General features: G+C 45.8%; 20 protein-coding genes. 11 read left to right on the plus strand and 9 right to left on the minus strand.

The annotated features are described in order from the left end of the window. Positions 1-51: 51 nt before the first annotated feature. Positions 52-1,767 carry a urocanate hydratase gene (gene hutU / locus J3492_RS00940; protein ID WP_207989021.1) on the minus strand — a complete coding sequence of 572 codons (1,716 nt, stop codon included), beginning with the start codon at positions 1,765-1,767 and terminating at the stop codon, positions 52-54. Between the two features lie 297 nt (positions 1,768-2,064). On the opposite strand from hutU, the gene J3492_RS00945 reads away from it, so the two are divergent. From J3492_RS00945 to J3492_RS00965, 4 genes are all read left to right on the plus strand, one after another. Further along, the gene (locus J3492_RS00945; protein WP_243453020.1) at positions 2,065-2,832 is read left to right on the plus strand and encodes a UTRA domain-containing protein; all 768 of its coding nucleotides are present in this window, start codon (positions 2,065-2,067) and stop codon (positions 2,830-2,832) included. Between the two features lie 360 nt (positions 2,833-3,192). Next, on the plus strand, positions 3,193-4,017 hold the full coding sequence (locus J3492_RS00955) for an amino acid ABC transporter substrate-binding protein (protein WP_207988777.1): 825 nt from the start codon (positions 3,193-3,195) through the stop codon (positions 4,015-4,017). Between the two features lie 53 nt (positions 4,018-4,070). Then, on the plus strand, positions 4,071-4,754 hold the full coding sequence (locus J3492_RS00960) for an amino acid ABC transporter permease (protein ID WP_207988779.1): 684 nt from the start codon (positions 4,071-4,073) through the stop codon (positions 4,752-4,754). A gap of 64 nt (positions 4,755-4,818) precedes the next feature. Then, positions 4,819-5,562: an amino acid ABC transporter ATP-binding protein gene (locus tag J3492_RS00965; RefSeq protein WP_207988781.1), complete on the plus strand. Its 744-nt coding sequence runs from the start codon at positions 4,819-4,821 to the stop codon at positions 5,560-5,562. A gap of 116 nt (positions 5,563-5,678) precedes the next feature. Here the strand turns inward: J3492_RS00965 and J3492_RS00970 are convergent, their stop codons facing one another. Beyond that, positions 5,679-6,629 (minus strand): DMT family transporter, encoded by a 951-nt coding sequence (locus J3492_RS00970; RefSeq protein WP_207988783.1) that lies wholly within the window; start codon positions 6,627-6,629, stop codon positions 5,679-5,681. Between the two features lie 309 nt (positions 6,630-6,938). Between J3492_RS00970 and J3492_RS00975 the strand changes: the two genes are divergently transcribed. After that, positions 6,939-8,000 (plus strand): energy transducer TonB, encoded by a 1,062-nt coding sequence (locus J3492_RS00975; RefSeq protein ID WP_207988786.1) that lies wholly within the window; start codon positions 6,939-6,941, stop codon positions 7,998-8,000. Between the two features lie 96 nt (positions 8,001-8,096). After that, positions 8,097-8,690 (plus strand): MotA/TolQ/ExbB proton channel family protein, encoded by a 594-nt coding sequence (locus tag J3492_RS00980; RefSeq protein WP_207988788.1) that lies wholly within the window; start codon positions 8,097-8,099, stop codon positions 8,688-8,690. 163 nt (positions 8,691-8,853) lie between these two features. Here the strand turns inward: J3492_RS00980 and J3492_RS00985 are convergent, their stop codons facing one another. Beyond that, positions 8,854-9,387: a DUF2799 domain-containing protein gene (locus J3492_RS00985; RefSeq protein WP_207988790.1), complete on the minus strand. Its 534-nt coding sequence runs from the start codon at positions 9,385-9,387 to the stop codon at positions 8,854-8,856. 381 nt (positions 9,388-9,768) lie between these two features. On the opposite strand from J3492_RS00985, the gene J3492_RS00990 reads away from it, so the two are divergent. Then, on the plus strand, positions 9,769-10,335 hold the full coding sequence (locus tag J3492_RS00990) for a hypothetical protein (RefSeq protein WP_207988793.1): 567 nt from the start codon (positions 9,769-9,771) through the stop codon (positions 10,333-10,335). Positions 10,336-10,627: 292 nt separating this feature from the next. Next, positions 10,628-13,276 carry a type I DNA topoisomerase gene (gene topA / locus J3492_RS00995; RefSeq protein ID WP_207988794.1) on the plus strand — a complete coding sequence of 883 codons (2,649 nt, stop codon included), beginning with the start codon at positions 10,628-10,630 and terminating at the stop codon, positions 13,274-13,276. Positions 13,277-13,381: 105 nt separating this feature from the next. Here the strand turns inward: topA and J3492_RS01000 are convergent, their stop codons facing one another. The 4 genes from J3492_RS01000 to lon form a co-directional block, all read right to left on the minus strand. Next, entirely contained in the window at positions 13,382-13,939 is a 558-nt protein-coding gene (locus J3492_RS01000; protein ID WP_207988796.1) for a superoxide dismutase family protein, read from the minus strand. A gap of 181 nt (positions 13,940-14,120) precedes the next feature. Then, positions 14,121-15,233, minus strand: coding sequence for an META domain-containing protein (locus J3492_RS01005; RefSeq protein WP_207988798.1), 1,113 nt, complete (start codon positions 15,231-15,233; stop codon positions 14,121-14,123). A gap of 38 nt (positions 15,234-15,271) precedes the next feature. Then, entirely contained in the window at positions 15,272-16,351 is a 1,080-nt protein-coding gene (locus J3492_RS01010) for an META domain-containing protein (protein WP_207988800.1), read from the minus strand. Between the two features lie 141 nt (positions 16,352-16,492). After that, positions 16,493-19,039: an endopeptidase La gene (gene lon, locus J3492_RS01015; protein WP_243453021.1), complete on the minus strand. Its 2,547-nt coding sequence runs from the start codon at positions 19,037-19,039 to the stop codon at positions 16,493-16,495. 316 nt (positions 19,040-19,355) lie between these two features. On the opposite strand from lon, the gene J3492_RS01020 reads away from it, so the two are divergent. Beyond that, positions 19,356-20,717 carry a Na+/H+ antiporter family protein gene (locus J3492_RS01020; protein WP_243453022.1) on the plus strand — a complete coding sequence of 454 codons (1,362 nt, stop codon included), beginning with the start codon at positions 19,356-19,358 and terminating at the stop codon, positions 20,715-20,717. A gap of 311 nt (positions 20,718-21,028) precedes the next feature. Here the strand turns inward: J3492_RS01020 and J3492_RS01025 are convergent, their stop codons facing one another. Continuing rightward, positions 21,029-21,295 carry a hypothetical protein gene (locus tag J3492_RS01025; RefSeq protein WP_207988802.1) on the minus strand — a complete coding sequence of 89 codons (267 nt, stop codon included), beginning with the start codon at positions 21,293-21,295 and terminating at the stop codon, positions 21,029-21,031. Beyond that, positions 21,295-21,927 carry a 5-formyltetrahydrofolate cyclo-ligase gene (locus tag J3492_RS01030; protein ID WP_243453023.1) on the minus strand — a complete coding sequence of 211 codons (633 nt, stop codon included), beginning with the start codon at positions 21,925-21,927 and terminating at the stop codon, positions 21,295-21,297. The genes J3492_RS01025 and J3492_RS01030 overlap by 1 nt, the downstream gene beginning before the upstream one ends. A 131-nt stretch (positions 21,928-22,058) precedes the next feature. Between J3492_RS01030 and fumC the strand changes: the two genes are divergently transcribed. Then, entirely contained in the window at positions 22,059-23,459 is a 1,401-nt protein-coding gene (fumC, locus tag J3492_RS01035; protein WP_207988804.1) for a class II fumarate hydratase, read from the plus strand. Positions 23,460-23,797: 338 nt separating this feature from the next. After that, a complete protein-coding gene (locus J3492_RS01040; RefSeq protein WP_243453024.1) occupies positions 23,798-24,229 on the plus strand; it encodes an ACP-like domain-containing protein in 432 nt (143 codons plus the stop codon). Positions 24,230-24,433 lie beyond the last annotated feature (204 nt).

The raw sequence follows: 24,433 nt of genomic DNA on the forward strand, positions 1-24,433 counted from the left end.
AGTGTTGATGATGTCCTTATATCATTTGAGCATATAAGGACAAGAGGCAAGCTATTTAATCATCGGCAGATGTAAACCATAGTCCTTGGCGGTTTTGATCGCCAGCTCGTAGCCGGCATCGGCATGACGCATCACCCCTGAGCCGCAATCGTTGACCAGTACGCGCGCCAAGCGCTTGGCTGCGCTCTCTGTACCATCGGCGACGATGACCATACCTGAGTGCTGCGAGTAGCCCATGCCCACGCCGCCACCATGGTGGAGGGACACCCAAGTGGCGCCACCTGCGACATTGAGCATACCATTTAATAGCGCCCAATCAGACACTGCATCTGAGCCGTCTTTCATGCTTTCAGTTTCACGGTTTGGGCTGGCAACGGAGCCGGTGTCTAAATGGTCACGGCCGATGACGATAGGGCCTTTGAGCTCACCGTTTTTGACCATCTCGTTAAAGGCAAGTCCTGCTTTGTCACGCTCGCCCAGACCTAACCAGCAAATGCGCGCTGGCAGACCTTGAAATTGAATACGCTCTTTAGCCATATCCAGCCAGCGATGCACATGGGTGTTTTCAGGGAACAGCTCTTTGATTTTTTGATCGGTTTTATAGATATCTTCTGGATCGCCTGATAGCGCCACCCAGCGAAACGGCCCTTTACCTTGGCAAAACAGCGGACGCACATAAGCGGGGACAAAACCTGGGAAGTTAAAGGCGTCTTTTACCCCTTCATCAAAGGCCACTTGGCGAATGTTATTGCCATAATCCGTGGCAGGGATTCCCATGTCTTGTAGATCCAGCATGGCCTGTACGTGTACGGCACAAGAGGCGGCAGCAGCTTTGCTCAACGCCGCATGTTGCTCTGGGTTTTCTTGCGCCGCCTTCCACTCATCAACGCTCCAGCCACTTGGCAAGTAGCCATTGATTAAGTCGTGAGCGGAGGTTTGATCAGTGACTAAGTCAGGTTTTATCTCGCCAGCTTTAGCACGCTTGACCATCTCAGGCAGGATATCGGCGGCATTGCCGAGTAGGGCGATAGAAATAGCTTCGCCTGCGGCAGTGTGCTGCTTAATTAGCTCATAAGCATGGTCAAGATCATCCGCTTGCTTGTCGACGTAGCCGGTGCGCAAACGAAAATCAATGCTGGATTGCTGACATTCGATGTTTAAAGAGGTTGCACCAGCAAAGCTTGCGGCCAATGGCTGTGCGCCGCCCATACCGCCAAGACCCGCGGTCAAAATCCAGCGTCCGCTCCAATCGCCATCATAATGCTGGCGGCCTGCCTCGACAAAGGTCTCATAAGTGCCTTGGACGATGCCTTGGGTGCCGATATAAATCCAGCTCCCAGCGGTCATCTGCCCGTACATAAACAAGTCTTTACGATCCAGCTCGTTAAAGTGCTCCCATGTCGCCCAGCGCGGGACAAGGTTAGAGTTGGCAATCAACACACGTGGGGCATTTTCATGCGTTTGAAAGACGCCAACCGGTTTGCCAGATTGTACGAGTAAAGTCTCATCGTCTTCTAACGCTTTAAGAGAGGCGAGGATTTGATCATAGCTCTCCCAGTTACGGGCAGCTCGGCCAATCCCGCCATAGACGACTAGGCTCTTTGGGTTTTCGGCCACATCAGGATGTAGATTATTTTGAATCATACGATAAGGCGCTTCGGTCAGCCAACTCTTGCAATGCAGCGTACTGCCAATTGGCGCTGCAATATTGCGGCTTTCATCACGGCGGGTAGAGGTGGTGTAGTCGTTTGTTTCGTTATTGCTCATTTGATTATCAGTAGTCATGACCAGATCCTTTGAATGTTTGCGTCGCTTTCTTATTTCGCTTTTGACGATAATATTTGGGATAATTCATAAGTTGTATATACAAATTATCAAAGATTGTTTTGTTGCGCAAGCATTTTTTATAGATAGATACAGTGTGGATGAAATGACTGCATTGGATAAGGTGTTCTCATGGTGATTGTCATCACTGTCGTGATATTATGTCAGCACTTTCATAGCTGCATAGTCGATAGTTGAAACCAGCGGTTAGAGACAAGCATGACAAAGGTGAAGCGTGACATGACAAAATCAGTTCCAGCATATCAGCGGATTAAAAATGCCATATTGGATAACATCCATTCTGGGAAATGGCAGGCGGGCGAAGCGATCTCCACCGAAATGACGCTGGCAGAAGAGTTTGGCGTATCTAGGATGACAGTCAATCGTGCCTTAAAGGAGCTGAGTGAGGAGCGAGTATTAGAGCGTCGGCAAGGCTCAGGGACCTTTGTTGCTCAGCAGCAGTTTAATCATACTTTTGTAGAGGTGCGCAACATCGCCCAAGACTTAAGGTCAGCCAAGCGGGATTATCAAGCACAGGTGGTGAGCAAACGCACCATTACCGTAAGCATGTTGGATGATGAGATGCGCCGTAAGTTTGATATTGAGGAAGTGGCAGTGTCCTCTCACTCTAAGAGCGCCGCTTCAAAAAAAATCAATAACCCTGAGACGGCTGTTTTATACGAAGTAAAAATCATTCATTTCGCCGACGGCTTGCCGATACAGTTTGAGGAACGTTGGGTCGATGCCAACAAGATACCTGAGTTTATCGAGCAGGACTTTAGCGAGGTAAATACCAGTGAATACTTGATTGCCAAAAGTCCACTGGAACGAGGGAGCTACACCATTCGAGCGTTGGCAGCACCTAATGAGATCGCTGAGGCGTTACAGATTGCTCCGCAGTCACCGACGCTGGTGCTATGTCGACAGACTTTTTCGGCAGGACAAGTGCTGACTTTTGTAAAAATGTGGCACGCAGGGGAGCGCTATCAGTTTTCGGGAGAATTATAGCGATTTTACGCCTGCTCACTTTTTTTGTACGGTTATCCTTGCCACAGTACGATAGTATATAAGTGAGATGCTGTTTAGGTAGCCAATATTCATCTTGATGTCAGTCACTCAGGAAATATGATGCCAATAGCGCATTGTCATATTTTTCTTATTCTATTTAGGACTAACTATACTGCTAATTTTACTATGGAAAATAATATAAAATGGTATTGAAAAAATGCTCAATATCCTCAATTCTGGCAATTAAAGCTAGATATTATAATGCACATATTTTATGGTAGTATTTTGGCTCTAGAGTCTTATCTAACTTTTTATGCAGATATATTTTTGCATCACTCACTTATTATATAAGGACGCTTTATGAAACGTCGTACTCTTTTAGCCCTCGCCGCCAGTACTGTATTGCTTGCCGCTTGTGGTCAGTCTACTACCAACGACGCAACAGACAGCACAGCTACAGATGGTTCAGATTTGCTACAACGCATCAATAATGGCGGTACGATCAACGTCGGTACCGAAGGGACTTACCCACCATTTACCTATCATGATGAGACGGGTCAGCTGACGGGTTATGATGTTGAGGTGACACGAGCTGTTGCTGATAAGCTGGGCGTCGATGTGGAGTTCAAAGAAACCCAGTGGGATGCGATGTTGGCAGGACTTGATTCAAAGCGTTTTGACATGGTGGCCAACCAAGTCAGCTTGACGACGCCTGAGCGCCAAGCAAAGTATGATATTGCGCAGCCTTATAGCTGGTCTGGTGCTGTGGTCCTAGCACCGGATTATGACGAGCGTTTTAGCGCTTGGAGTGATTTAAAGGGCTTACGTACAGCACAATCACTCAGCAGTAACTATGGCGAGCTGGCAGAGCAATACGAAGCGGAAGTGATTCCAGTCGAAGGAATGGCGCAAGCGATACAATTGGTCAAGCAAGGTCGTGCTGACTTTACCATGAACGACCAGCTGGCTGTATTAGACTATCTCAAAAAATTCCCAGACAGTGGGCTTGAGATTAAACTGGTCGCACCAAAAAGTGAGCAGCGAGGCTCAGGCATCATACTGTTAAAAGGTGATGATGCTGTCGTGGCCAAGCTAAACGAAGCCATGAGCGAGTTGCAAGCAGACGGCACATTGACTGAGCTTAGCGAAGAGTTCTTTGGTGCTGATATAAGTCAACAACAATAATGCTGGCGTCTGTAACCACAGTGCTGGCGGAACTGCTGGCACTGTTGCCATTTATGAGCCCTGATCGAGCCCAAATCGTCATTGACTCGTTTTGGCCGATGCTAAAAGGGGGTATCTATTATTCGATACCACTGGCCCTAATCTCATTTACCATTGGTATGGTGATTGCACTGATTGTGGCGTTGATTCGTATCGTGCCACGTGCTGGCTGGCTACATGAGATTGTCTATAGATTGGCTCGTGTCTATGTGTCTGCGATTCGTGGTACGCCGATGCTGGTGCAGCTGTTTATTATCTTCTATGGTCTGCCAAGTGTTGGCGTCAAGCTCGATCCATTTCCCTCAGCGATTATTGCTTTTTCATTGAATATCGGCGCTTATGCCTCAGAAACGGTACGTGCCTCGATTTTGTCGATACCCAAAGGCCAATGGGAAGCAGGCTCGACCGTCGGTTTGACGTATCTGCAGACCTTTCGTCATGTGATTTTGCCGCAAGCATTACGGGTATCGGTACCACCATTGTCCAATACCTTTATCAGTCTGGTCAAGGACACGTCATTAGCGTCATTGGTGCTGGTCACTGAGCTGTTTAAACAAGCACAGATTATTACCGCACGTAACTATGAGTTTATGCTGGTTTATACTGAGGCGGCATTTATTTATTGGGGGATCTGTCTGTTTTTGACCTTTATCCAAGGCAAGCTTGAGACCAGACTCGATCGTTATGTGGCCAAGTAGCTTATGAAAGCTAACTTACTTATTCACCCGCAGTTTTAGTATTATCAGCACAACAGGACCCTCTATGATTCAAGTCAGCAACATTCACAAAGCTTTTGGTAGTAATCAAGTGCTCAAAGGCATCGACTTGACCATCGAAAAAGGCAAGGTGGTGGTGATACTTGGGCCATCAGGATCAGGAAAAACCACATTTTTACGCTGCTTAAATGCGCTGGAGATTCCAGATCAAGGCGTCATTGCCTTTGACGATGGCAGCTTGACGGTAGACTTTGCCACCGCACCTAAGAAAAAAGCCCTGCTGGCACTGCAGCGTAAGTCTGGCATGGTGTTTCAATCGTATAATTTGTTTCCGCATAAGACAGCGCTTGAGAATTTAATGCTTGGGCCGACGGTGGTACAAGGACAGAGCAAAGCCCAAGCCCGTGCGCAGGCGCTGACCTTGCTCGATAAAGTTGGTCTGGCAGACAAAGCGGATCTATATCCGTTTCAGCTGTCTGGTGGGCAGCAGCAGCGTATTGGTATCGCGCGTGCACTCGCTATCGAGCCGTCATTGCTATTGTTCGATGAGCCAACCTCAGCACTTGACCCAGAGCTGGTACAAGACGTACTTGAGACGATGAAGCAGCTGGCAAGTGAGGGCTGGACGATGGTGGTGGTGACGCATGAGATTAATTTTGCCCGTGATGTCGCCGACCATGTGGTCTTGATTGCAGACGGAAATGTGGTCGAAGAGGGCAGTGCGCAGCAGATGTTTGAACTGTCAACCCATCCTCGTACGCAGGCGTTTTTGCAGCGTATTGAGCAGTAATTGGCCGCAATAGACGTTATCTGGCGCAACCCTGCACCTTTTATGCAAAGTTTTTAGCACAAATAGCCCCAACGATATCATGGTTGGGGCTTTATTTTTTTTGAGCCGCTTTTTAGCTAAAAAGGTTTTGGCCGCCGTCTGAGCCATCTTGGTACGCGCGTAGTCGTACCATTTAACATGGCATTTAATAAAGCTGCCAGTAAAATTAGCACCACGCCCACATATTGTATCCATGAAAGCGCTTGATGCAGGAGCAGTAGCGCCAAAGCAATGGCGGTTAGTGGCTCAAAGATAGTAAACACCGATGCACGAGTGGCAGGCAGCTTCTCCAGCGCTTTCATATACAGCGCAAAAGGCATGACGGTGCCAATCAAAGACAGCCCTAAAGCATAACCCCAAGAGGCTAACGGCAGAGCCAGTAGCTGCTCATAAGTATGATAGGTCTCAGGCAATAATAGCAGTACGCCAGCACTGATGATGATCGAAGTAAAAAACACTAATGGCGCAGGATGAGCATGATGCATCGCACGCTTACCGAGCACCCCATAGAGCGAATAACAAATACCTGATAGCAGGCCAAGCACGATACCCCAATTGACTTGAGCCTTATCTCCCAGCATGGTCAAACCCACACCAAATACAGCCATCAGTGCCAGTAGTGCTGACTGGCGAGTGATGGACTCATCGAGTAAAACAGCAGAAAACAACAAGCTAAACACAGGAGCGGTATAAAGCAGAGCAACTGCAGGGCCAGCACCAACATAGATAACGGCGAAAAAATAGCATATCGACATGCCCAGTACACCAATCAATGATTGCAGGGCTAACCCCAGCCACTGCTTCGGACGTAGCGTAATCAGATGTGGCCATAACTTTGGCAGCATTACCAGTACCAGAAAGGCAGCGCTGACAATACGCAAAATGGTAATCTGCCAGCCGCTAAAGCCGTTTTGGTTTAGGTAGGTTGAAAAAATCCCCAACGTCCCCCAACAGACAGCGGCGGTGATGATTTGCATGGTGCCTATCCATGATTGCCGGGCTGACATTGCGCTATGGGTATTTGCCATAAAAATCTCTTTTTTACTCTATATCGAAGAACTGATGATACGCCCTCATAGACTGCCCATTATAGCGCTAACCTCACATAATAAAAGACAGCCTTTACTGGCATATATACGCCATCCTGCGTCATGTGAATGTCAGTAAACGGAAGCACGCTGCTTGGGTCAAAATACATATCGTCGCTTTAATAAAACAGAGCGTTTTACCATAATTTAAGCATTTATTGTTATCATCTACTTTATGATAATAACTGCGATAGTATCAGCCTATTTGTCATAAATATCGTTTCACTTGAATATCAGGATATCATGAGCTTGAGCCACAACACTACAGCATCACGCACATTAAAAATCACGGTAGTCCTTGCTGTAGTGGGCTTGCATCTATTGATAGCTGTAGCCTTGATGACGATTAAGATAGAGGCGCCTACCATTGAGCCATTACCAGAGATAGTACCGATTGAGATTCAACTGATGAGTGGCACTGATCAAGCACAGGGTATCCAAAGCACAGACGCTAATAATAATACTAAAAGCAGTAATACTAAAAATAGTGATGCTAATAATTCAATAGCATCAGATATTAAAGCAGAAGCAGAAGCAGAAGCAGAAACTGAAACTGAAACTGAAACTGAAACTGAAACTGAAACTGAAACTGAAACTGAAACTGAAACTGAAACTGAAACTGAAACTGAAACTGAAATAGAGCCTGAGAATGACTATCAACAAGCACCCCTGTCAGCGATAGAAAGCATGTCTGGAGTAACAACAACAGAAAGCACTACCATAGGCATATCTAACAGCGATGCCACTGCAGCGTCTGGCAGCGCCTCCGGAGTCACAGAGCAGCCTACTTATACTGGAGGGTATACAGCACATTCAACCATACCCACAGCGCCGACATCCAGCAGTATTGCGCAGGATAAGGTGAATCAATTAAATAACCCTGATGACCCTGCAGGTGGCAGATCAGATGTCAGGGAGCAGTCAAATAACGATAAAGATACTATTAATCGAGGAAAAGCCAATCAAGATAATACAAATCAAGAGGGCGCAAATGACGAGCAGCTTGTGGCTATGCCGTTTGCCCATGAGCTGGCAGACTATAGGATTGGTACTGATGACTGGCAAATAAAGCCAGACTTTAGACTACCCAAAAGCATGATAAGCAAGCTGACCCAAAGTAAAACCTTTGAGCTGGTATTGCTGTTAGAAGCAGATAAAACAGGTAAGATCACAAAGGTAGAGGTAAAAAAGTCTTCGGGAGATGTGAAGGTCGATCGCATTGCCATGCGTCAAGTGCGTTCTGGAGTACTCAAAGAGTCGACATTAGAAATAAGGCAAGCGTCCTTACCTGTGGATTATACCGTCAAATAACATAGAGCTGAGACTGCAGCCACAGCTGCAATAAACACGGATAAGAAGCATAAACCTAATCAGATCAATCTCAACCAACGTATCAAGGAGTCGTGAATGGACTTGGCAAGCTACTGGCAGTACAGCGACATGGTGACCAAGAGTTTATTTTTTCTGCTCCTAATATTATCCATCATTTCTTGGGTCACAGGTATCATACGCATCATTCAAAGTCGTAGGTTAGCAGGCGAGGTTGCGGATGATTTAAGCCAGAAATTACAAGCCAAGATCTTTGAGCTACAAGACTCAGACGCTGCTACTCGCCGTTTGGTCGTAGAGCAGGCGCTATTGAAACATATTGGGCGCTATCGGTTTGCCAGTGAGCGTGGGCTGCCTATCTTGGGGACAACGGCAGCGATTGCACCGTTCATCGGGCTTTTTGGTACGGTGTGGGGTATCTTTCATGCGTTACATAGTATCGGTACTAGCGGACAAGCAGGACTTGAGCAAGTCGCAGGGCCAGTCGGTGAGGCGCTGATTATGACAGGGCTTGGTATAGCAGTGGCTATTCCAGCTGTGGTGTTTTATAACTTGGCTGTGCGTATTAATCGCCAAATCATGTACCACGCCAATGACAGAGCGCATGACTTGTTGGCGCAGTCTATCGAGCTATCAGCAGAACAAGGCGCTATGCATAGAGTATCCGACTAGGGCGCTTACTATAGTTTACCCACTTTAAAAACGATACAGTGCGGTTGGGATGCTTTCTTTTAAAATACAGTTGCGCAGCCTCTGTGATAACAGCACGCAAGGAAAATTTATACCAACTGCACGATAACATCAGCGTATCGATTTTATTTCGAACTGACTATACTTACCAACCGTAGCCAAAGGGGCGGTAACCGAAGCGTCCATAGCCATAGCCGAATGGATAGGGCGAGCGCAGATAGTCAAGGTCACGTTGACGAATATAGTAATAACGCCCTTGCGAGTAGGCTTCTTCCAACTTCTCAATCCCTTCCAGCGGACACACTGGCTGCCAGTCATAGCCTTCACGCCCAAGCTTATAGGCGTTTAGCTCTGTACAATATCTTTTTAGACCCTGCTGGCGTCCTTGCTCCCACTGGATACGATTGGGGGCCGCCCCTGCGACATTGGCGCAGCTATTGGTATAGTGACCGAAATAAGCACCAGAGCGGCCTTGGATACCGTCGGCATAGCCGAGCGCTTGCCAGTTACTGGTTTGGCACTGACTTGGGGTCAAGCTTTGCGTGGTGGCGCAGCCTGACAGTGCGAGTAGGGTGGCCGCTATAAGAGACAGGCTAGCCAGTGGTTTGATAGTAGGAGTAACGTGTTTTTTTATAGGCTGACAGCATGACGAATGATTTTTTTTAGAAAAATAAATCATAATAAACCTGCTTGTGTCTGAAGTTATGGTTTATCATAGCATTTTTTTATACTAGCGACTTTTTTGGACGATGTGCTCATTTGTTTACATCATGAGAGCAAAAAGCTGATACGCCAATACTATAGTCAGCTAAATGTAAAACTGTTATGGATTTAAACGCGCTACTGGTATAAATTTTACTTGCGTGCTGCGTTCCCAGAGGCTGCGCAAAATTCATCCCAGTAGCGCTATGACACTTTTAGAGTGTATCGACTATATATCGACTTTACAATGAATCAGCGACGCCTTGAAATAGTCATGATGTCGAACAATATAGGGCTATAGCAAAACACAGTGAGCTGTCGTTAGCGGTTTTTTATTCATTGATAAGGTAAGATTGCCATGGGTGTATGGATTGCAGTTGCCATTGTACTGTTTGTATTAGGGAATATGATGGCACTTAAACCTAATGGCACAGATCAACGTATAGACAATTTGCGAATGAGTGCTCGCGGGCTGCAGCTCAACCCTAAGCTGGTGACTTGCCCCGATTGGGTAAAAGGTAAAGACGATGAGTATGGCAAAGGCATGATCGGTCAGTACGCCTTAGTACTAGAAGATGTCAGGTTCCCCCATGCTCGTTATCAGCCGATTGATGGCAGATGGCGGCCAGACAGTAGTATGGCCAGCGCTGTCCAGAATGATGGCTCAGCACGTCCAATAAACTTTGTATTAGACAACGTGCCGTTAGATCTGCCAGCGACGATTGAGCCTTTTGTAAAAGCGCTATTGATAAAAGCCAACTGTATTATCATTTATTGGGAGGACGCCGCTTATGTGCGCCCTTCAAGCAGTCCAAACTTTCAAGCTCGTAATATAAAGCCTGACTTGAGTGTACTAAAATCTCAGCTTGAGAGTTGGGCGCTACAAATGCAGGCCAGTTTGCACGGCAAGTCGCAGTCGTATTAAGGACTGGAGGTTATACCGTGCTTAGAGTCTATAAGTGCGCCGCTAATCAAGCAAGATGCTGGTTTTGAGCGTGATAAATCAAACGTTATTCGAGCCATTTTATAGCATCGCTTGTTTTTTGCAGTTGACAGTTTAACGTATAGCAGTGTAACGTCATGACAAGTTTGCGGCCTTTTTTATATACCTTAAAGGGCTGGCAGTGATTATATGGGCTGATCCTGACTATTCTAATAAGTTATAACACTGCAAAATTTTATCCACATTTAATCATTTTATTATGGTGTCGTCACACATGGCAAAAACCAAAAGTACAAAAAAAACGTCTACCAGCGATAGTAGCAAAGGCAAATCTTTGGTAATCGTCGAATCACCCGCCAAGGCAAAAACCATTAACAAATACCTTGGTGATGATTTTATCGTACGCTCAAGTATTGGGCATGTACGAGACCTACCTGTGAGTGCGAGTAAAAGCACTAAAAAAACCAGTAGCACTAAAAAAGATGAGACGTTATCTAAAGAAGAAAAAGCACGGCAAGCGTTGGTGCGCCGCATGGGCGTAGACCCTGAGCATGGCTGGGAAGCGGTTTACGAAGTGCTGCCCAATAAAACAAAAGTCATCAAAGAGCTAAAGTCACTCGCCAAAGATGCCGATAAAATTTATCTGGCAACGGATATGGATAGAGAGGGGGAAGCCATTGCTTGGCACCTCAAAGAAGTCATCGGTGGCCCTGACAGTAAATATCAACGAGTGGTGTTTAACGAGATTACCAAGTCTGCCATTCAAAATGCCTTCAAAGAGCCCTCTAAGCTCGATATTGACCGTGTCAATGCTCAGCAAGCCCGCCGGTTTTTGGATAGAGTCGTGGGTTTTATGGTGTCTCCATTATTGTGGCAAAAGGTCGCTCGTGGTCTGTCTGCCGGCCGGGTGCAGTCAGTAGCCATGCGTCTGGTGGTAGAGCGTGAGCATGAGATTCGTGCCTTTATTCCCGAAGAGTATTGGCAAATTCATGCCGACACACACATAAAGGGTAAAAAAGACGCTGAAGAGAATGGTATTCGCTTGGAGGCGACCAAGCAAAACGGCAAAACGCTCAAACTGGCCAACAAAGAGCAGACCGATAAAGTCCTAGAGGTGCTGAAGTCCAATGACTATATCGTCAAAGAACGTGAAGAAAAACCCACTCAGTCACGCCCTAGCGCCCCTTTTATTACCTCAACTTTACAGCAAGCCGCCAGTACTCGTTTAGGATTTCCGGTCAAAAAGACCATGATCTTGGCGCAGCGTCTCTATGAAGCGGGTCATATTACCTATATGCGTACTGACTCGACATTCTTGTCTGGTGACGCACTGGCTGCTGCTCGTGGCTATATTGAAGACAGCTTTGGGGCCAAGTACGTGCCAGAAAAGCCCAACTTCTATGGCAATAAACAAAGCGCACAAGAAGCGCATGAGGCGATCAGACCTTCTAATGTGCACATGAAGTCAACCCAGCTCAAAGGTGTAGAGCGTGATGCCATACGTCTTTATGAGCTGATATGGCGACAGTTTGTGGCCTGTCAGATGCCCCCTGCCAAATACCTGTCCGTCAGCTTGTTTGTAGAGTCGGGCAATGTCGAGCTAAAAGCCCGTGGTCGTACCATGACCTTTGATGGCTATACTCGTGTGATGCCGCCAGCAAAAACAGATGAAACCTTGTTGCCTGATGTCAAAAAAGGCGATGAGCTCACACTCGATAAGCTGGATCCGAGTCAACACTTTACCAAGCCGCCACCACGTTATACCGAAGCCAGTCTGGTCAAAGAGCTGGAGAAAAAAGGCATTGGTCGACCATCGACTTATGCCTCTATTATCTCCACTATTCAGGACCGTGGCTATGTGAAGCTCGAAAACAAACGCTTATTTGCTGAAAAGATGGGCGATATTGTCACTGACAGATTGACCGACAGCTTTCCTGACTTGATGGACTATACCTTTACTGCCGCACTTGAAGACAAGCTAGATTATGTGGCGACTGGTGAGCGTGACTGGAAAGACGTCTTGGATAACTTCTATGGCGACTTTAAAATCAAGCTCGACAAGGCCAAAGATAAAGATGGCATGCGTCCGAACGATCCTACTGATGTCCCCGACGTGCATTGTGACCTATGTGATCGTCCGATGCAGTTACGTACTGGCTCTACGGGTGTGTTTTTGGGCTGTACAGGTTATAACTTGCCACCAAAAGAGCGCTGTAAAGGCACTAAAAACTTGATGCCGGTAGAAGCCTTTGCCAATCTTGATGATTCAGAAAGCGATGACGATACCGCTGAAGTCAAAGATTTGATGGAAAAAAAGCGCTGTCCGAAATGTGGCACGGCGATGAATGGCTATATCGTCGATGGTGGCCTTAAACTCCACGTTTGTGGTAACAACCCAGATTGTGATGGCTATATCCTTGAAGAAGGTAAGTTTGAAGTACCGGGCTCAGATGCGCCGACCATTGACTGTAATAAGTGTGATGGGCAGATGGAGTTGAAAACAGGACGCTTTGGTCCTTATTTTGCTTGTCAAAAATGTGACAACACCCGCAAAGTGTTAAAGACTGGTGAAGCGGCGCCGCCACGTATGGATCCTATTCACATACCCGAGCTAAAATCGACCAAGCATGATGATTACTTTATCTTGCGTGAAGGGGCAGCTGGGATGTTTTTAGCAGCGTCCAAGTTTCCAAAAGTACGTGAGACACGTGCGCCAAAACTGGCTGAACTGCGCCCTATCAAGGATAAAATGGAAGATAAGTTTCAGTATCTGTTTGAAGGGCCGGACGAAGATCCAGACGGTAACCCAACCATTCTACGTTGGTCTCGCAAGAAAAAAGAGCAATATATTGGCTCTGAGAAAAACGGTAAAGCCACCCGTTGGGGCGTTTACTGGCGTAATGGTGAGTGGGTAGAAGAGTAGTCCTATCGATAAATCATGGCACAATAAAAAACCTCTTAGAAGATCTAAGAGGTTTTTTTATGCGATTTAAGGTTGTATGCCAACCGCTATACATGTGTTTTGTGACTAATTTTTTTCGATAATACCACAAGCGATACGATCACCGGCAGCACCTGCTGGCTGGCTCGTATAGTCATCAGCACCAGCGTGGACGATAAAGGCACGACGATAGACACTGTACTTACCTGCTTCAGCAGCAGAGATTTTTTTATTCACGTAGTTTACAGTTGCGATGCCATCTTCATCTGCAGTTAGATTTGGTAAGTCACCGGCATGACCATCCATGTCGTCTGGGTTTGAGTGGGGGTTGTTGTCTGGATTGAAATGACCACCTGCAGCTTTACCCATATTGGCGCAGCTACCCGTCTCATGAATATGCAATGCAACCGTCGCCCCTGGTGTCATATTCATCAGCTTACCATAGACCTGTACACCGTCATCGACAGGACGTAAAAACAGCTGTCCCACTTCACGGTCAGAGCCATCCGTTGCTTTAAGCGTAGATTTTAGTGCAGGCTGATCAAGAGGGTTGCCAGTTTGCATTTGGCCTTCTACGGTTTGACAGGCAGTAAGCGCCAACGCTGAGCCACATAATAACGCACTGGTAAGCATCAACTTCTTCATTATATTCTCCATTTATTGTTAGTAGTGATATTAAGGGGTATTTATACTTATCATGTCATCAAAAGTTACATCAACATTTGTTAATATCGCAATCAGTATAGCCAAACATGGTTCATAACTATTCATCAAATGCGCAACAATCGGTTAATAAATGTAAGTAACGTATGGGTTTGAAAGTCGATCACGGTATATTCTTTGCTTCGTTTTGCCAGACCAAGGTTTCGCCTGTTGCCATCGTTTGCAATAAGTTATAACGAGGCGTATCTGTCTGATTGTTTGCCGTTGACGATATCGGTTGTGAAGGTTGCAAACTTAGCATTAGATGACTGCTGCTATCACGCATTAAATCAAACAAGGCGGACTCGATTCTGTTGCCTGTCTCACCACAGCCCATTACGGTACTAATAATAGAGCCGACTTTAAAGGTATTATCATTGAGTAAGAAATAAGGCGCGCGCGAGCCGTTACAGCCTGAGTTAAAGGATGCGTATTGATTATTAGGCCAACTCTCAAAGCTCGCTGAAATAGGGTGATCAGGATGATAAAAATTGCCCATAGGTTTTCTAACTAACTGACCATTATCATCATAAGTATTACTGACAGCGCTTACCAGTTGCCAATTATATTGTTCCAAAAGCTCATTGTTGATGGGTAAGCCATTAGCAGCAGCTAGCGCTTTTGCTGCGCCTGTGAAGATTAAGCGATTGCCATTTTCGATATTAAGTACCAAGTGTTTAGGGGCGGCTTTTTTATCGACTGGTGCTGATTCTGATGTTAAAGATGAAGTTGGCAATAATTCAAAATTGAGTCTGACAGGCGTGTATTTAGCAAATAATGATTGAATACTATTATTCTCTTTAATCGCCGTTTTATTATCAGAATTAGTGTCGTTATGACAAGTTGTGGGTGCTTTAGCAAGATGAGAATAATAGGGGTAAGGCGGCGCGGACAGCGCATGAAAATCCATCCTATAGTGCTCACAGCCTTGATAAAAGCTGATTGAGCTGGGTTTTACTTGTAAGGTAATTGGCGCAAAATCATTAATATCGACGGTTTTACCGCCTTGATTAATCACTTGTGCCAACTGCCAATCATAATGAGCTACCCATTGCATTACTTGTGATTCTTTGATTACTATCTCGTCAGTAAAGTTAGAGTTAGCTTTAATAACAGGTGCGTTGACGATAGAGGTCTGCTGGATATTATTCAATGGCGCAGACTGGCAACCCATTAATCCCACTGCTACAGACAAGCTGATAATAGTTAATGAGCGCTTTATAGTTGGCAGGAGCATTGTAAAATCCTTTTTAAAAATATAAAAATGAATAGGGGCTAAGGTGTTTTCTTTATTTCATTCTTCCAGATAAGCGTTTTGCCAGAATCTAGCTCTTGAGTGAGTAAGTAGCCAGGTATAGGTACGCTAGAAATATTAGATGTCGATGTAATATCTGGGTGGGTCAGGGTTAATTGACTAGAACTGTTGTGCATAATGCGATCAAGATAATCTTCAATCCCATTAACTAAATCACCGCATCCCATTAAGGTTGAAGGAGAAGCGCCAATCAATAGGGTTTGATTAGAGGAGAGCGCGTAAGAGCCACCAACGCCGTTACATCCCGTAAAAAACCCAACGCTTTGACTGAAAGCCCCTTGTTGATAGTCGCTATGATTATATGAGTCAATATCAAAGCTTGCAGTAATAGGTGCGTTTGGATGATTTAATTCGCTAATAGATTTATTGGTATGGTCAGTAGCACTGATAAGATGCCATTGATAGCGCTCTAATATTTCATTAGTAATGGGTAATCCAGAGACGGCTCGTTTAGGCATAGCGGCGCCAGAAAAAATAAGCATTTTGCCTTTATCGGTTTTTAGAGCCAGTTGTTTCGATGCTTTTTTAGAAAAGAGTGGCGATGAAGGCAGTATAGGATCAAACTTAAAATATGAATCTGAATAAGGCGCAAATACAATTTCTAAAGCTCGTTGAATATCGCCCTTATTTAAGTCACTGCCCGGATGAGAAATAGCTATGCAGTCATCAGGTAAGTCTCTTATATCAGGCAATGAGTAGGGGTAAGGCAAAGGACGCATAGCCTTAAAAGTACCCTGATAACGATGACAGCCTTCTTCAAATAATAAAATATCGGGGCGGACTTGCATTATCAAAGGAGGCTTATGATTAAACGGTTGTATTTGTCCACTTTCATCGGTTACGTGGGTTAGTTGCCACTGGTATTTGGTAATCGTTTGAAAAAGTCTAGGTTTAGGCGTAGAGGTTGACCAGTTTTCGTTGTCTACAGCAGGATTAGTAAATACCGTGCTACTCAAACTAGTAGATTGGCAACCCAATAAAACTACAGAAGATAATAGACCAATCGTTAAAAGTGGACTAATTAAACGAATTAAAGTCATGATTGTCTGCTCGATAAACATTTGTCTAAAATATAGCACAAGGTTTTAACCAGATTGCTTTTTATTTTTGTCAAAAAAAGCCGCCCGTCATGACGACAAGCGGCTCTCTAATTAATAAGACTACATCAGCAGTTTTTCAGATTAGTTATGCAGTGCTTTACCTGAGGTTTTATCCACCGTCACTTTCGCAGGTTTTAGCGGTACTGGCATACTGACCAGAGCCTCTTTTAATACTTCATCAATCGTTGCGACCGGCTGAATGGTCAGGCCCTCTTTGACATTATCAGGTATGTCCGCTAGGTCACGCTCATTGGACTCTGGTATCAATACATGTTTGATACCACCTCGATGGGCGGCAAGCAGCTTTTCTTTCAGGCCACCGATACGTAGGATTTTACCACGCAAGGTAATCTCACCTGTCATAGCGATGTCAGGACGAATAGCGATGCCTGTCAAAGCAGAGACCAAGGCTGTCGTTAGAGCGCCACCAGCAGATGGGCCATCTTTTGGCGTGGCACCTTCTGGCATGTGCACGTGAATATCCGTGGTTTTGACCGTCTCGTAGTCGATACCCAAACGGTCACCACGAGCCCGAACCACACTCATCGCCGCTCGAATCGATTCTTTCATCACATCGCCAAGAGAACCGGTAAAGATAAGCTCACCTTTGCCTTGCATGGCGATCGCTTCGATAGTGAGCAGCTCGCCGCCGACCTGTGTCCAAGCCAGACCAGTCACTCGACCGATCTCAGGCTCTTTTTCAGCCAGACCAAAGTCATACTGATGTACGCCTAGATAGTCATCGATATTGTTACCATCGACTGTGACCAATTCACGCTCGGCTTTTTTCGGCGCACGGGCGCCATGTGCTTCTACTGAACCACGAACCACTTTACGACAGATCTTATTGACTTCACGCTCAAGGTTACGCACGCCCGCTTCACGGGTATAGTTGCGTACGATGCTGTGCAGTGCCGCTTCGACGATCTCAATCTCGCCTTCTTTCAGGCCGTTTTGCTTAATGGCTTTTGGCACCAAGTATTTTTGGGCGATACTGACCTTTTCTTCCTCGGTATAACCCGGCAGACGAATCACTTCCATACGGTCAAGTAGTGCTGGCGGAATATCCATGCTGTTGGCTGTACAGATAAACATCACTTGTGATAAGTCCAAGTCCATGTCTAAATAATGGTCATTGAACGTGTCGTTTTGTGACGGATCGAGCACTTCTAGCAAGGCTGAGGCAGGGTCACCACGGAAGTCTTGCGCCATCTTATCGATTTCATCCAATAAGAACAGTGGGTTTTTGACTTCCACTTTTGCCAGTGACTGTACGATTTTACCTGGCATGGCGCCGATATACGTACGGCGATGGCCACGAATCTCAGCTTCATCACGGACGCCGCCAAGCGCCATACGCACGTATTTACGGCCAGTGGCACGGGCGATTGACTCACCGAGTGAGGTTTTACCCACACCTGGAGGGCCGACCAGACATAGAATCGGGCCACGTAGTTTTTTTACTCGTGACTGTACTGCCAAGTACTCTAAGATACGATCTTTGACATCTTTTAGGCCATAGTGGTCTTCGTCTAATACGTTTTTGGCTTTATCCAAATTGATCGAAACTTTGGTGGTGGCATTCCACGGCGTATCTAGTATCCACTCAATATAGTTGCGGACGACTGACGACTCGCTCGAGGCAGGCGGCATCATTTTGAGTTTTTTCAGCTCTTGTTCCGCTTTTTTGCGCACATCATCGGGCAGGTCAGCATCTTCTAAACGCTGCTCAAGCTCGCCGACATCATCTTCACCATCAAACGCACCGTCACTCATATCAGACAGCTCATTTTTAATGGCTTTTAGCTTCTCATTTAAGAAGTATTCGCGCTGATTGTCTTCCATTTGCTGACGTACCGCATCTTGGATATCTTGCTCGATGTTTTGTTCAGCACTTTGTTTGACCAGATATTCAGTCAAAGTATTGATGTGCGTCTTAATGTCATCTTTTTCCAAAAACGACTGTTTGACCTCAAGATCCATCGATACTCGGGTAGAGATAAAGTACATCAGCTCGAGCAAATCATCGATACGCTTGGCCACACGAGTCAGCTCACGAGCGTTACGCAAACGAGCATCAGCATAGCTTTCAAACAAAGTGGTCAAGGCTTGAATGGTGTTTTTTTGCTGGCTTTCATCCATACTGACATCGAGATCAGCACGTTCGAAGCTCGCCATTAGCAGCTCATCATGTGTCTCTAGGGTGTCGACACGAGCACGATACTGGCCTTCGATCAGTACTTTGATGCAGTTTTCATCACTGTCATGTGGCATGGTACTGACGATGCGGCACACGGTACCGTACTGATACAAGTTGTCGTGATCAATATCTTCAGTCAGTGAGTCTTTTTGTGCCACGACCAGTACTTTATTGCCGTACTCGCTTTGTGCCAGCTCAACCGCTTTTACTGAAGGGGCGCGACCGACAAACAGGGCAATCTGCATATGTGGATACACCACGACGTCTCGCAGGGCCAGTAGTGGCAGATAGTTTTCTGACGCACTGTCCTTGGTATTGTCTGACGATGTTTCCTGCTCAGTCTCAGATGACGTCTCTAGCTCATCATCAGTGACGGCAGTTGATACATCAATGTCGATGTTGTCTTTATCGATTTTATGTTCACTCATATATTTTTTCCTCGTTCACCAGACTTGTTCAGTCAAGTTAGTGGTTTATGATAGATAAATGGAGCCCTTGGCAAAAAATGCAAGGCTAAAGCAACAATACAAAGCAGATAGTCAGAAATTAAGGCGGCATACATTTGATATCTGCTTGGTTTTGGACATAGGTTTTATCACCAAAATCAGGTAAACTGACGCCCGTCTTAATGGCCAGTCTTACCTTTGATAAGCGTATCAGGTCAAAAAGTGTCGGTTACAAGATACTAAGATGATAGCAGTAGATTACATATGGGCGAGATAATACAGAGTAAGGGGCATAAGTATGGCAATTAATGCGGTACTACTGGCGGTCATCATCATGCTAGGGCTGTCGTTGGCACGAGTGCATGTGGTGCTCAGCTTATTAATCGGTGCGCTGGCGGGCGGGTTAATCGCTGGTTTAGGCATTACGGCGACTTTAGAAGCCTTTCAAGAAGGCATTCAAAACGGGGCGGGCATTGCGCTGTCTTATGCGCTACTCGGTGCCTTTGCGGTAGCGATTGCGCATTCAGGGTTGCCGCAGTCGTTGGCAGGGGCAGTGATCAAACGTATCGATGCTGGCGGCACGAGTGGTATGATTAAGTACATGCTGTTTGCAGGGCTTGTGGTGATGAGCTGCTTTAGCCAAAACTTAATTCCGATTCACATTGCTTTTATTCCGCTATTGGTGCCGCCATTACTCTTAGCGTTTAACCGTATGCAGATTGATAGACGCCTTGTCGCTTGCTTGATTACCTTTGGTCTCGTCACTACCTATATGTTTATCCCATATGGCTTTGGTGATATCTACCTCAATCAAATCATGCTTAAAAACGTTGGCGAGGCCGGTATTGATGTCAGTGATATCTCTGTCGTCAAAGCCATGGCCATTCCAGCGTTAGGTATGTTCATCGGCTTGTTGACAGCCATCTTTATCAGTTATCGTAAGCCGCGTCAGTACCAGCAGTTGACCATCAATAAAGAAGAGCGTGATGCGGTCATTGAAGCTGACGACTTAAGCAAAAAGGCAGCGGGTGCGCAAACGCAAAGCAAGATGAAGACGCTGGTGGCAGTGGCAGCTATTATTACCGCCTTTTTGGTCCAGCTGTATACGGATTCGCTATTACTTGGCTCTATGTTTGGTTTTGCCGTATTTATGGCGACAGGGGTGGTCAAATGGCGTGATGCCGACACGGTATTTAATGACGGTATCAAGCTGATGGCGATGATTGGCTTTATTATGATTACCGCACAGGGTTTTGCTGAAGTGATGAAAGCCACAGGGGAGATTGCACCGCTTATCGATGGCGCGACCAATCTATTTGCTGGCAATAAAGTCATCGCCGCTTTAGTGATGTTGGGGATAGGTCTGATTGTGACCATGGGTATTGGCTCGTCATTCTCAACCATTCCTATTGTCGCAGCGATTTACGTGCCGCTATGTATGTCGTTAGGGTTCTCACCACTGGCTACGGTGGCTATTATCGGTACGGCAGGGGCGCTGGGTGATGCTGGCTCGCCGGCGTCCGATTCGACCTTGGGACCGACTTCGGGTCTCAACGTGGATGGGCAGCATGACCATATCAGAGATAGCGTGGTACCGACCTTTATTCATTATAATATTCCGCTACTGGCCTTTGGTTGGATTGCCGCGATGGTGCTTTAATGGGTCTTATAGTCGATACACTCTAAAAATGTCATAGCGCTACTGGGGTGAATTTTGCGCAGCCTCTGGGAACGCAGCACGCAAGTAAAATTTATACCAGTAGCGCATTTAAATCCATAACAGTTTTACATTCAGCTGACTATATAGACTTTTAGAGAGGTAAAAAAGGCGAGTGATTTTATAGTCATTCGCCTTTTTGGTTTGATTGTTAGATGTTTTTGGTTCAAAGACTATAACTTTGTTATTTACAGGCTTAGCCTCAATTGATAGCTGCGCTGAGCACACCCTAAAAACTGTTCAATATTTTTTATTTACCTATCATCTTCCTCATCAAAATCTTCAATCTCACCGCTTAAACTATTCAAAAACTCATCACTCTGCGCCAATAACTCATTTAAACGCGCCTCATTAATAACGCTTGATAACTCATCAGCGCTAAAGGCTTGTTCCTGACTATAGTAACGAGTTTCTCTAGTGTCATCATCTCCTAGCGCACGCAAATGCTGTGCAACATTATCTGCACTAGAATGAGCAGCGCTAGATTGTTTTTTATCAGACTGTTTATCATTATTGCTCATCAAAACCACCTTATACCGCTTGGGGTAATCAAACCATCTAAAGGTACATCCCACGGTTGCCGCTTGAGCTGCTCAACCACTTGAAAGTCATAACACCAGCCGATTTTCAGCGGTTTCTTTACCCCCGACTGGTAGTCTTTACCAAGAGTCGTATCATAAAAACCACCACCCATGCCCATACGATTGCCTTGCTTATCGACCGCTACCAAGGGACAAATAATGACGTCCAACTCTGATGCCCAAAACAACTTGCGATTGTGGCTTTGTTTCATGCCTAAGGGGTGAACTTGGGTCGGTACATTGATTAATTTGTCATGATAGATGGGTATGAAGCGCAGACGCTTATCATCATCTCCCTTATCATCACGCCCGAGCGAACCCACGACGGGCAAATAAGCCTGATAGCCTAAACGCAAACACCAATCGAGCAAGGGCTGCGTGGGCAGCTCGCCAAACCCATCATAATATAAGCCGATACGAGCGTTCGGTGGTAGGCGCTGCTGTAGCTTAATTAAGTGCAAGCTTGCGGCCCGACCACACGCTCTACGCTCACTGGCTACAAGCTGTCGACGCTGGCGAGTAAACTGACGTCTGGGTGGATTAACAGGAGACATTGTTTGAGTATTTAGCATTTGTTTCTCTCGCAGACGTGGAGAAATTTTTGATAAGTCATGCTATCATAATGACGCTTTACATCCTACTCTCCTTTATGTGCAGCAGGCGTTGCACTTTCTATGGATAAATAAAACCAAAGAGGACCGTTATGTCACAGAATCAGGCAACTCGTACCGAAAAAGACACTATGGGCAACGTAGAAGTCCCAGCGGATGCGTACTGGGGCGCACAAACTCAGCGTAGCCGTGAGAACTTTAAAATTGGTGGCGAGACCTTGCCACGTCCGATGATTGAAGCGATGGCACTGGTCAAAAAAGCTGCCGCCATCACTAATGCCAGCCTTGATCGCATCGAAGAAGACAAGCGCGACTTGATCGTAAAAGCCGCTGATGAAGTGATTAACGGTGGTCTTACTGATCAGTTTCCACTCGTCGTCTGGCAGACCGGTTCTGGTACCCAGTCAAACATGAACATGAACGAAGTACTGGCCAACCGTGCCAATGAAATCGCAGGCTCTGAGCGTGGTAGCTATGCACCAGTACACCCAAACGACCATGTCAACCATGCACAGTCGACCAACGACAGTTTCCCAACCGCTATTCGTGTTGCCGCGGCTCGTCAGATCAACAGCCTGCTTATCCCAGCAGTAAAAGCGCTACGTGACACACTAGACGCTAAGGCCAAAGAGTTCGATAGTATCGTCAAAATCGGCCGTACCCATCTACAAGACGCCACGCCCTTGACCCTAGGCCAAGAGTTTAGCGGCTATGTCAGCCAACTTGACCATGCGCTGACCCGTATTGATAATGCGCTACAAGGACTGTATGAGCTACCACTAGGCGGTACTGCAGTCGGTACTGGTCTTAACTCGCACCCAGATTATGCCGTAAAAGCCGCTGAGCAATTGGCTGAGCTAACAGGCTTGCCATTTGTGACCTCTCCAAACAAATTTGAAGCCCTAGCTGCTCGTGACGCCGAAGTCTTTGCCTCTGGTGCATTAAAGACGCTCGCCGCTAGCCTAAACAAAATCGCCAATGATATTCGCTGGCTGGCGTCAGGTCCTCGCTGTGGCCTCGGTGAGCTGACGATTCCAGAGAATGAGCCAGGCTCATCTATCATGCCAGGCAAAGTCAACCCCACGCAGTCAGAAGCCATGACCATGGCAGTAGCGCAAGTGATGGGCAATGACGCTGCAATCGGTTTTGCCGGTTCTGCAGGTAACTTTGAGCTCAACGTTTATAAGCCAGTCATCGCTTATAACCTACTGCAATCGATCAAACTGCTTGGCGATTCGTGCAACAGCTTTAATGACAACTGTGCGGTGGGTATTGAACCAGTTAAAGAGAAAATCGACGACTTCTTGCACAACTCGCTGATGCTAGTGACCGCACTTAACCGTCATGTGGGTTATGAAAATGCCGCCAAGATTGCTAAGACCGCTTATAAAGAAGACAAAACCCTGAAGCAAGTGGCAGTAGAGCTGGATCTGATGACCGAAGCTCAGTTTGATGAGTGGGTGACACCAGAAGATATGGTACATCCTAAGTAAGTCATCTAATACTTTCTTAGAATAGTAAAAAGACCTTGTCACATATCGTGGCAAGGTCTTTTTTTGTCTATTGATTGAACCACATACATCGCGCGAAACAATGTCTTACGCTCAGACAACAAGCCAACTAATATTTATAACAGCACCAACAAAAATTTTGGTTAAAATAGTCGCATAGGTAAGCGCTGATGAATAACAATTCTTAAATAACAGCCCTAAATAATAACAAAGACAATAAGAGCGAGCAATTAGCACAACTATAAATAGCTCGCCGATACAGTCCGTGTTTATATTTTGCTTATCTATAACCCTTCTAATCATTTAATTGAGGTCGTATTATGAATAAATTAACTGCTGCACTTTCATCTGTTGGTATTTTGATGGCTGCACTTGGTTCTGGTTCAGCGCTCGCTTATTCAGATCAAGTGATGGAACCGAGCGAGAGCTATGACACCGCCATCAAGCATAGACAAGTGAATTATACCTGCCAAAACAATAATAAAATCAGCGTCACTTATGGCTTTAATAAACAGTATTTACCGACCTTTGCAGAAGCCAATTTAAATGGCAAAAAGAGATTTTTACCCATTAATCTAGCACGTACTGATAATATCTCAACGGTATTTGGGGATGAAGAAAACTTTAGTATTATGACAGGGCCATTGCGTTTGAATAATTATCATAAGTCCTCGGCTAATATCCAAAACGCCAACAGTGAGATTCTTTATAAGGGCTGTAACGTCGCCTCTATCGTCAAGCTCAAAGGCTAGTTTTTGGTGAGTTGATTCAGCTAATAATTTAAATGACCTTGTTGCTCTTAGATAGAGTGGCAAGGTTTTTTTTGTTTTAAATTTTGGAGCTATTCCTGCTTTGCACTGGGCGCACCTTACATTCATTGACTGCACTCCTTTAGCCTATAATAGTTCCGCAAAAAAAAGGGCACATGAATCAATCATGTGCCCTTATAGTTTCAT

Source organism: Psychrobacter coccoides (assembly GCF_017498085.1).
GTDB classification, from domain to species: Bacteria; Pseudomonadota; Gammaproteobacteria; order Pseudomonadales; family Moraxellaceae; genus Psychrobacter; species Psychrobacter coccoides.

Coding starts and splice junctions, on each gene's coding strand:
- J3492_RS00960 (WP_207988779.1), top strand. CDS start 4,071: ATGAGCCCTGATCGAGCCCAAATCGTCATTGACTCGTTTTGGCCGATG.
- J3492_RS00980 (WP_207988788.1), top strand. CDS start 8,097: ATGGACTTGGCAAGCTACTGGCAGTACAGCGACATGGTGACCAAGAGT.
- topA (WP_207988794.1), top strand. CDS start 10,628: ATGGCAAAAACCAAAAGTACAAAAAAAACGTCTACCAGCGATAGTAGC.
- hutU (WP_207989021.1), bottom strand. CDS start 1,767: ATGAGCAATAACGAAACAAACGACTACACCACCTCTACCCGCCGTGAT.
- J3492_RS00965 (WP_207988781.1), top strand. CDS start 4,819: ATGATTCAAGTCAGCAACATTCACAAAGCTTTTGGTAGTAATCAAGTG.
- J3492_RS00955 (WP_207988777.1), top strand. CDS start 3,193: ATGAAACGTCGTACTCTTTTAGCCCTCGCCGCCAGTACTGTATTGCTT.
- J3492_RS00990 (WP_207988793.1), top strand. CDS start 9,769: ATGGGTGTATGGATTGCAGTTGCCATTGTACTGTTTGTATTAGGGAAT.
- J3492_RS01010 (WP_207988800.1), bottom strand. CDS start 16,351: ATGACTTTAATTCGTTTAATTAGTCCACTTTTAACGATTGGTCTATTA.
- J3492_RS01025 (WP_207988802.1), bottom strand. CDS start 21,295: ATGAGCAATAATGATAAACAGTCTGATAAAAAACAATCTAGCGCTGCT.
- J3492_RS01000 (WP_207988796.1), bottom strand. CDS start 13,939: ATGAAGAAGTTGATGCTTACCAGTGCGTTATTATGTGGCTCAGCGTTG.
- J3492_RS01040 (WP_243453024.1), top strand. CDS start 23,798: ATGAATAAATTAACTGCTGCACTTTCATCTGTTGGTATTTTGATGGCT.
- J3492_RS00985 (WP_207988790.1), bottom strand. CDS start 9,387: ATGATTTATTTTTCTAAAAAAAATCATTCGTCATGCTGTCAGCCTATA.
- J3492_RS01020 (WP_243453022.1), top strand. CDS start 19,356: ATGGCAATTAATGCGGTACTACTGGCGGTCATCATCATGCTAGGGCTG.
- J3492_RS01005 (WP_207988798.1), bottom strand. CDS start 15,233: ATGCTCCTGCCAACTATAAAGCGCTCATTAACTATTATCAGCTTGTCT.
- J3492_RS01030 (WP_243453023.1), bottom strand. CDS start 21,927: ATGCTAAATACTCAAACAATGTCTCCTGTTAATCCACCCAGACGTCAG.
- J3492_RS00970 (WP_207988783.1), bottom strand. CDS start 6,629: ATGGCAAATACCCATAGCGCAATGTCAGCCCGGCAATCATGGATAGGC.
- lon (WP_243453021.1), bottom strand. CDS start 19,039: ATGAGTGAACATAAAATCGATAAAGACAACATCGACATTGATGTATCA.
- J3492_RS00945 (WP_243453020.1), top strand. CDS start 2,065: ATGACAAAATCAGTTCCAGCATATCAGCGGATTAAAAATGCCATATTG.
- fumC (WP_207988804.1), top strand. CDS start 22,059: ATGTCACAGAATCAGGCAACTCGTACCGAAAAAGACACTATGGGCAAC.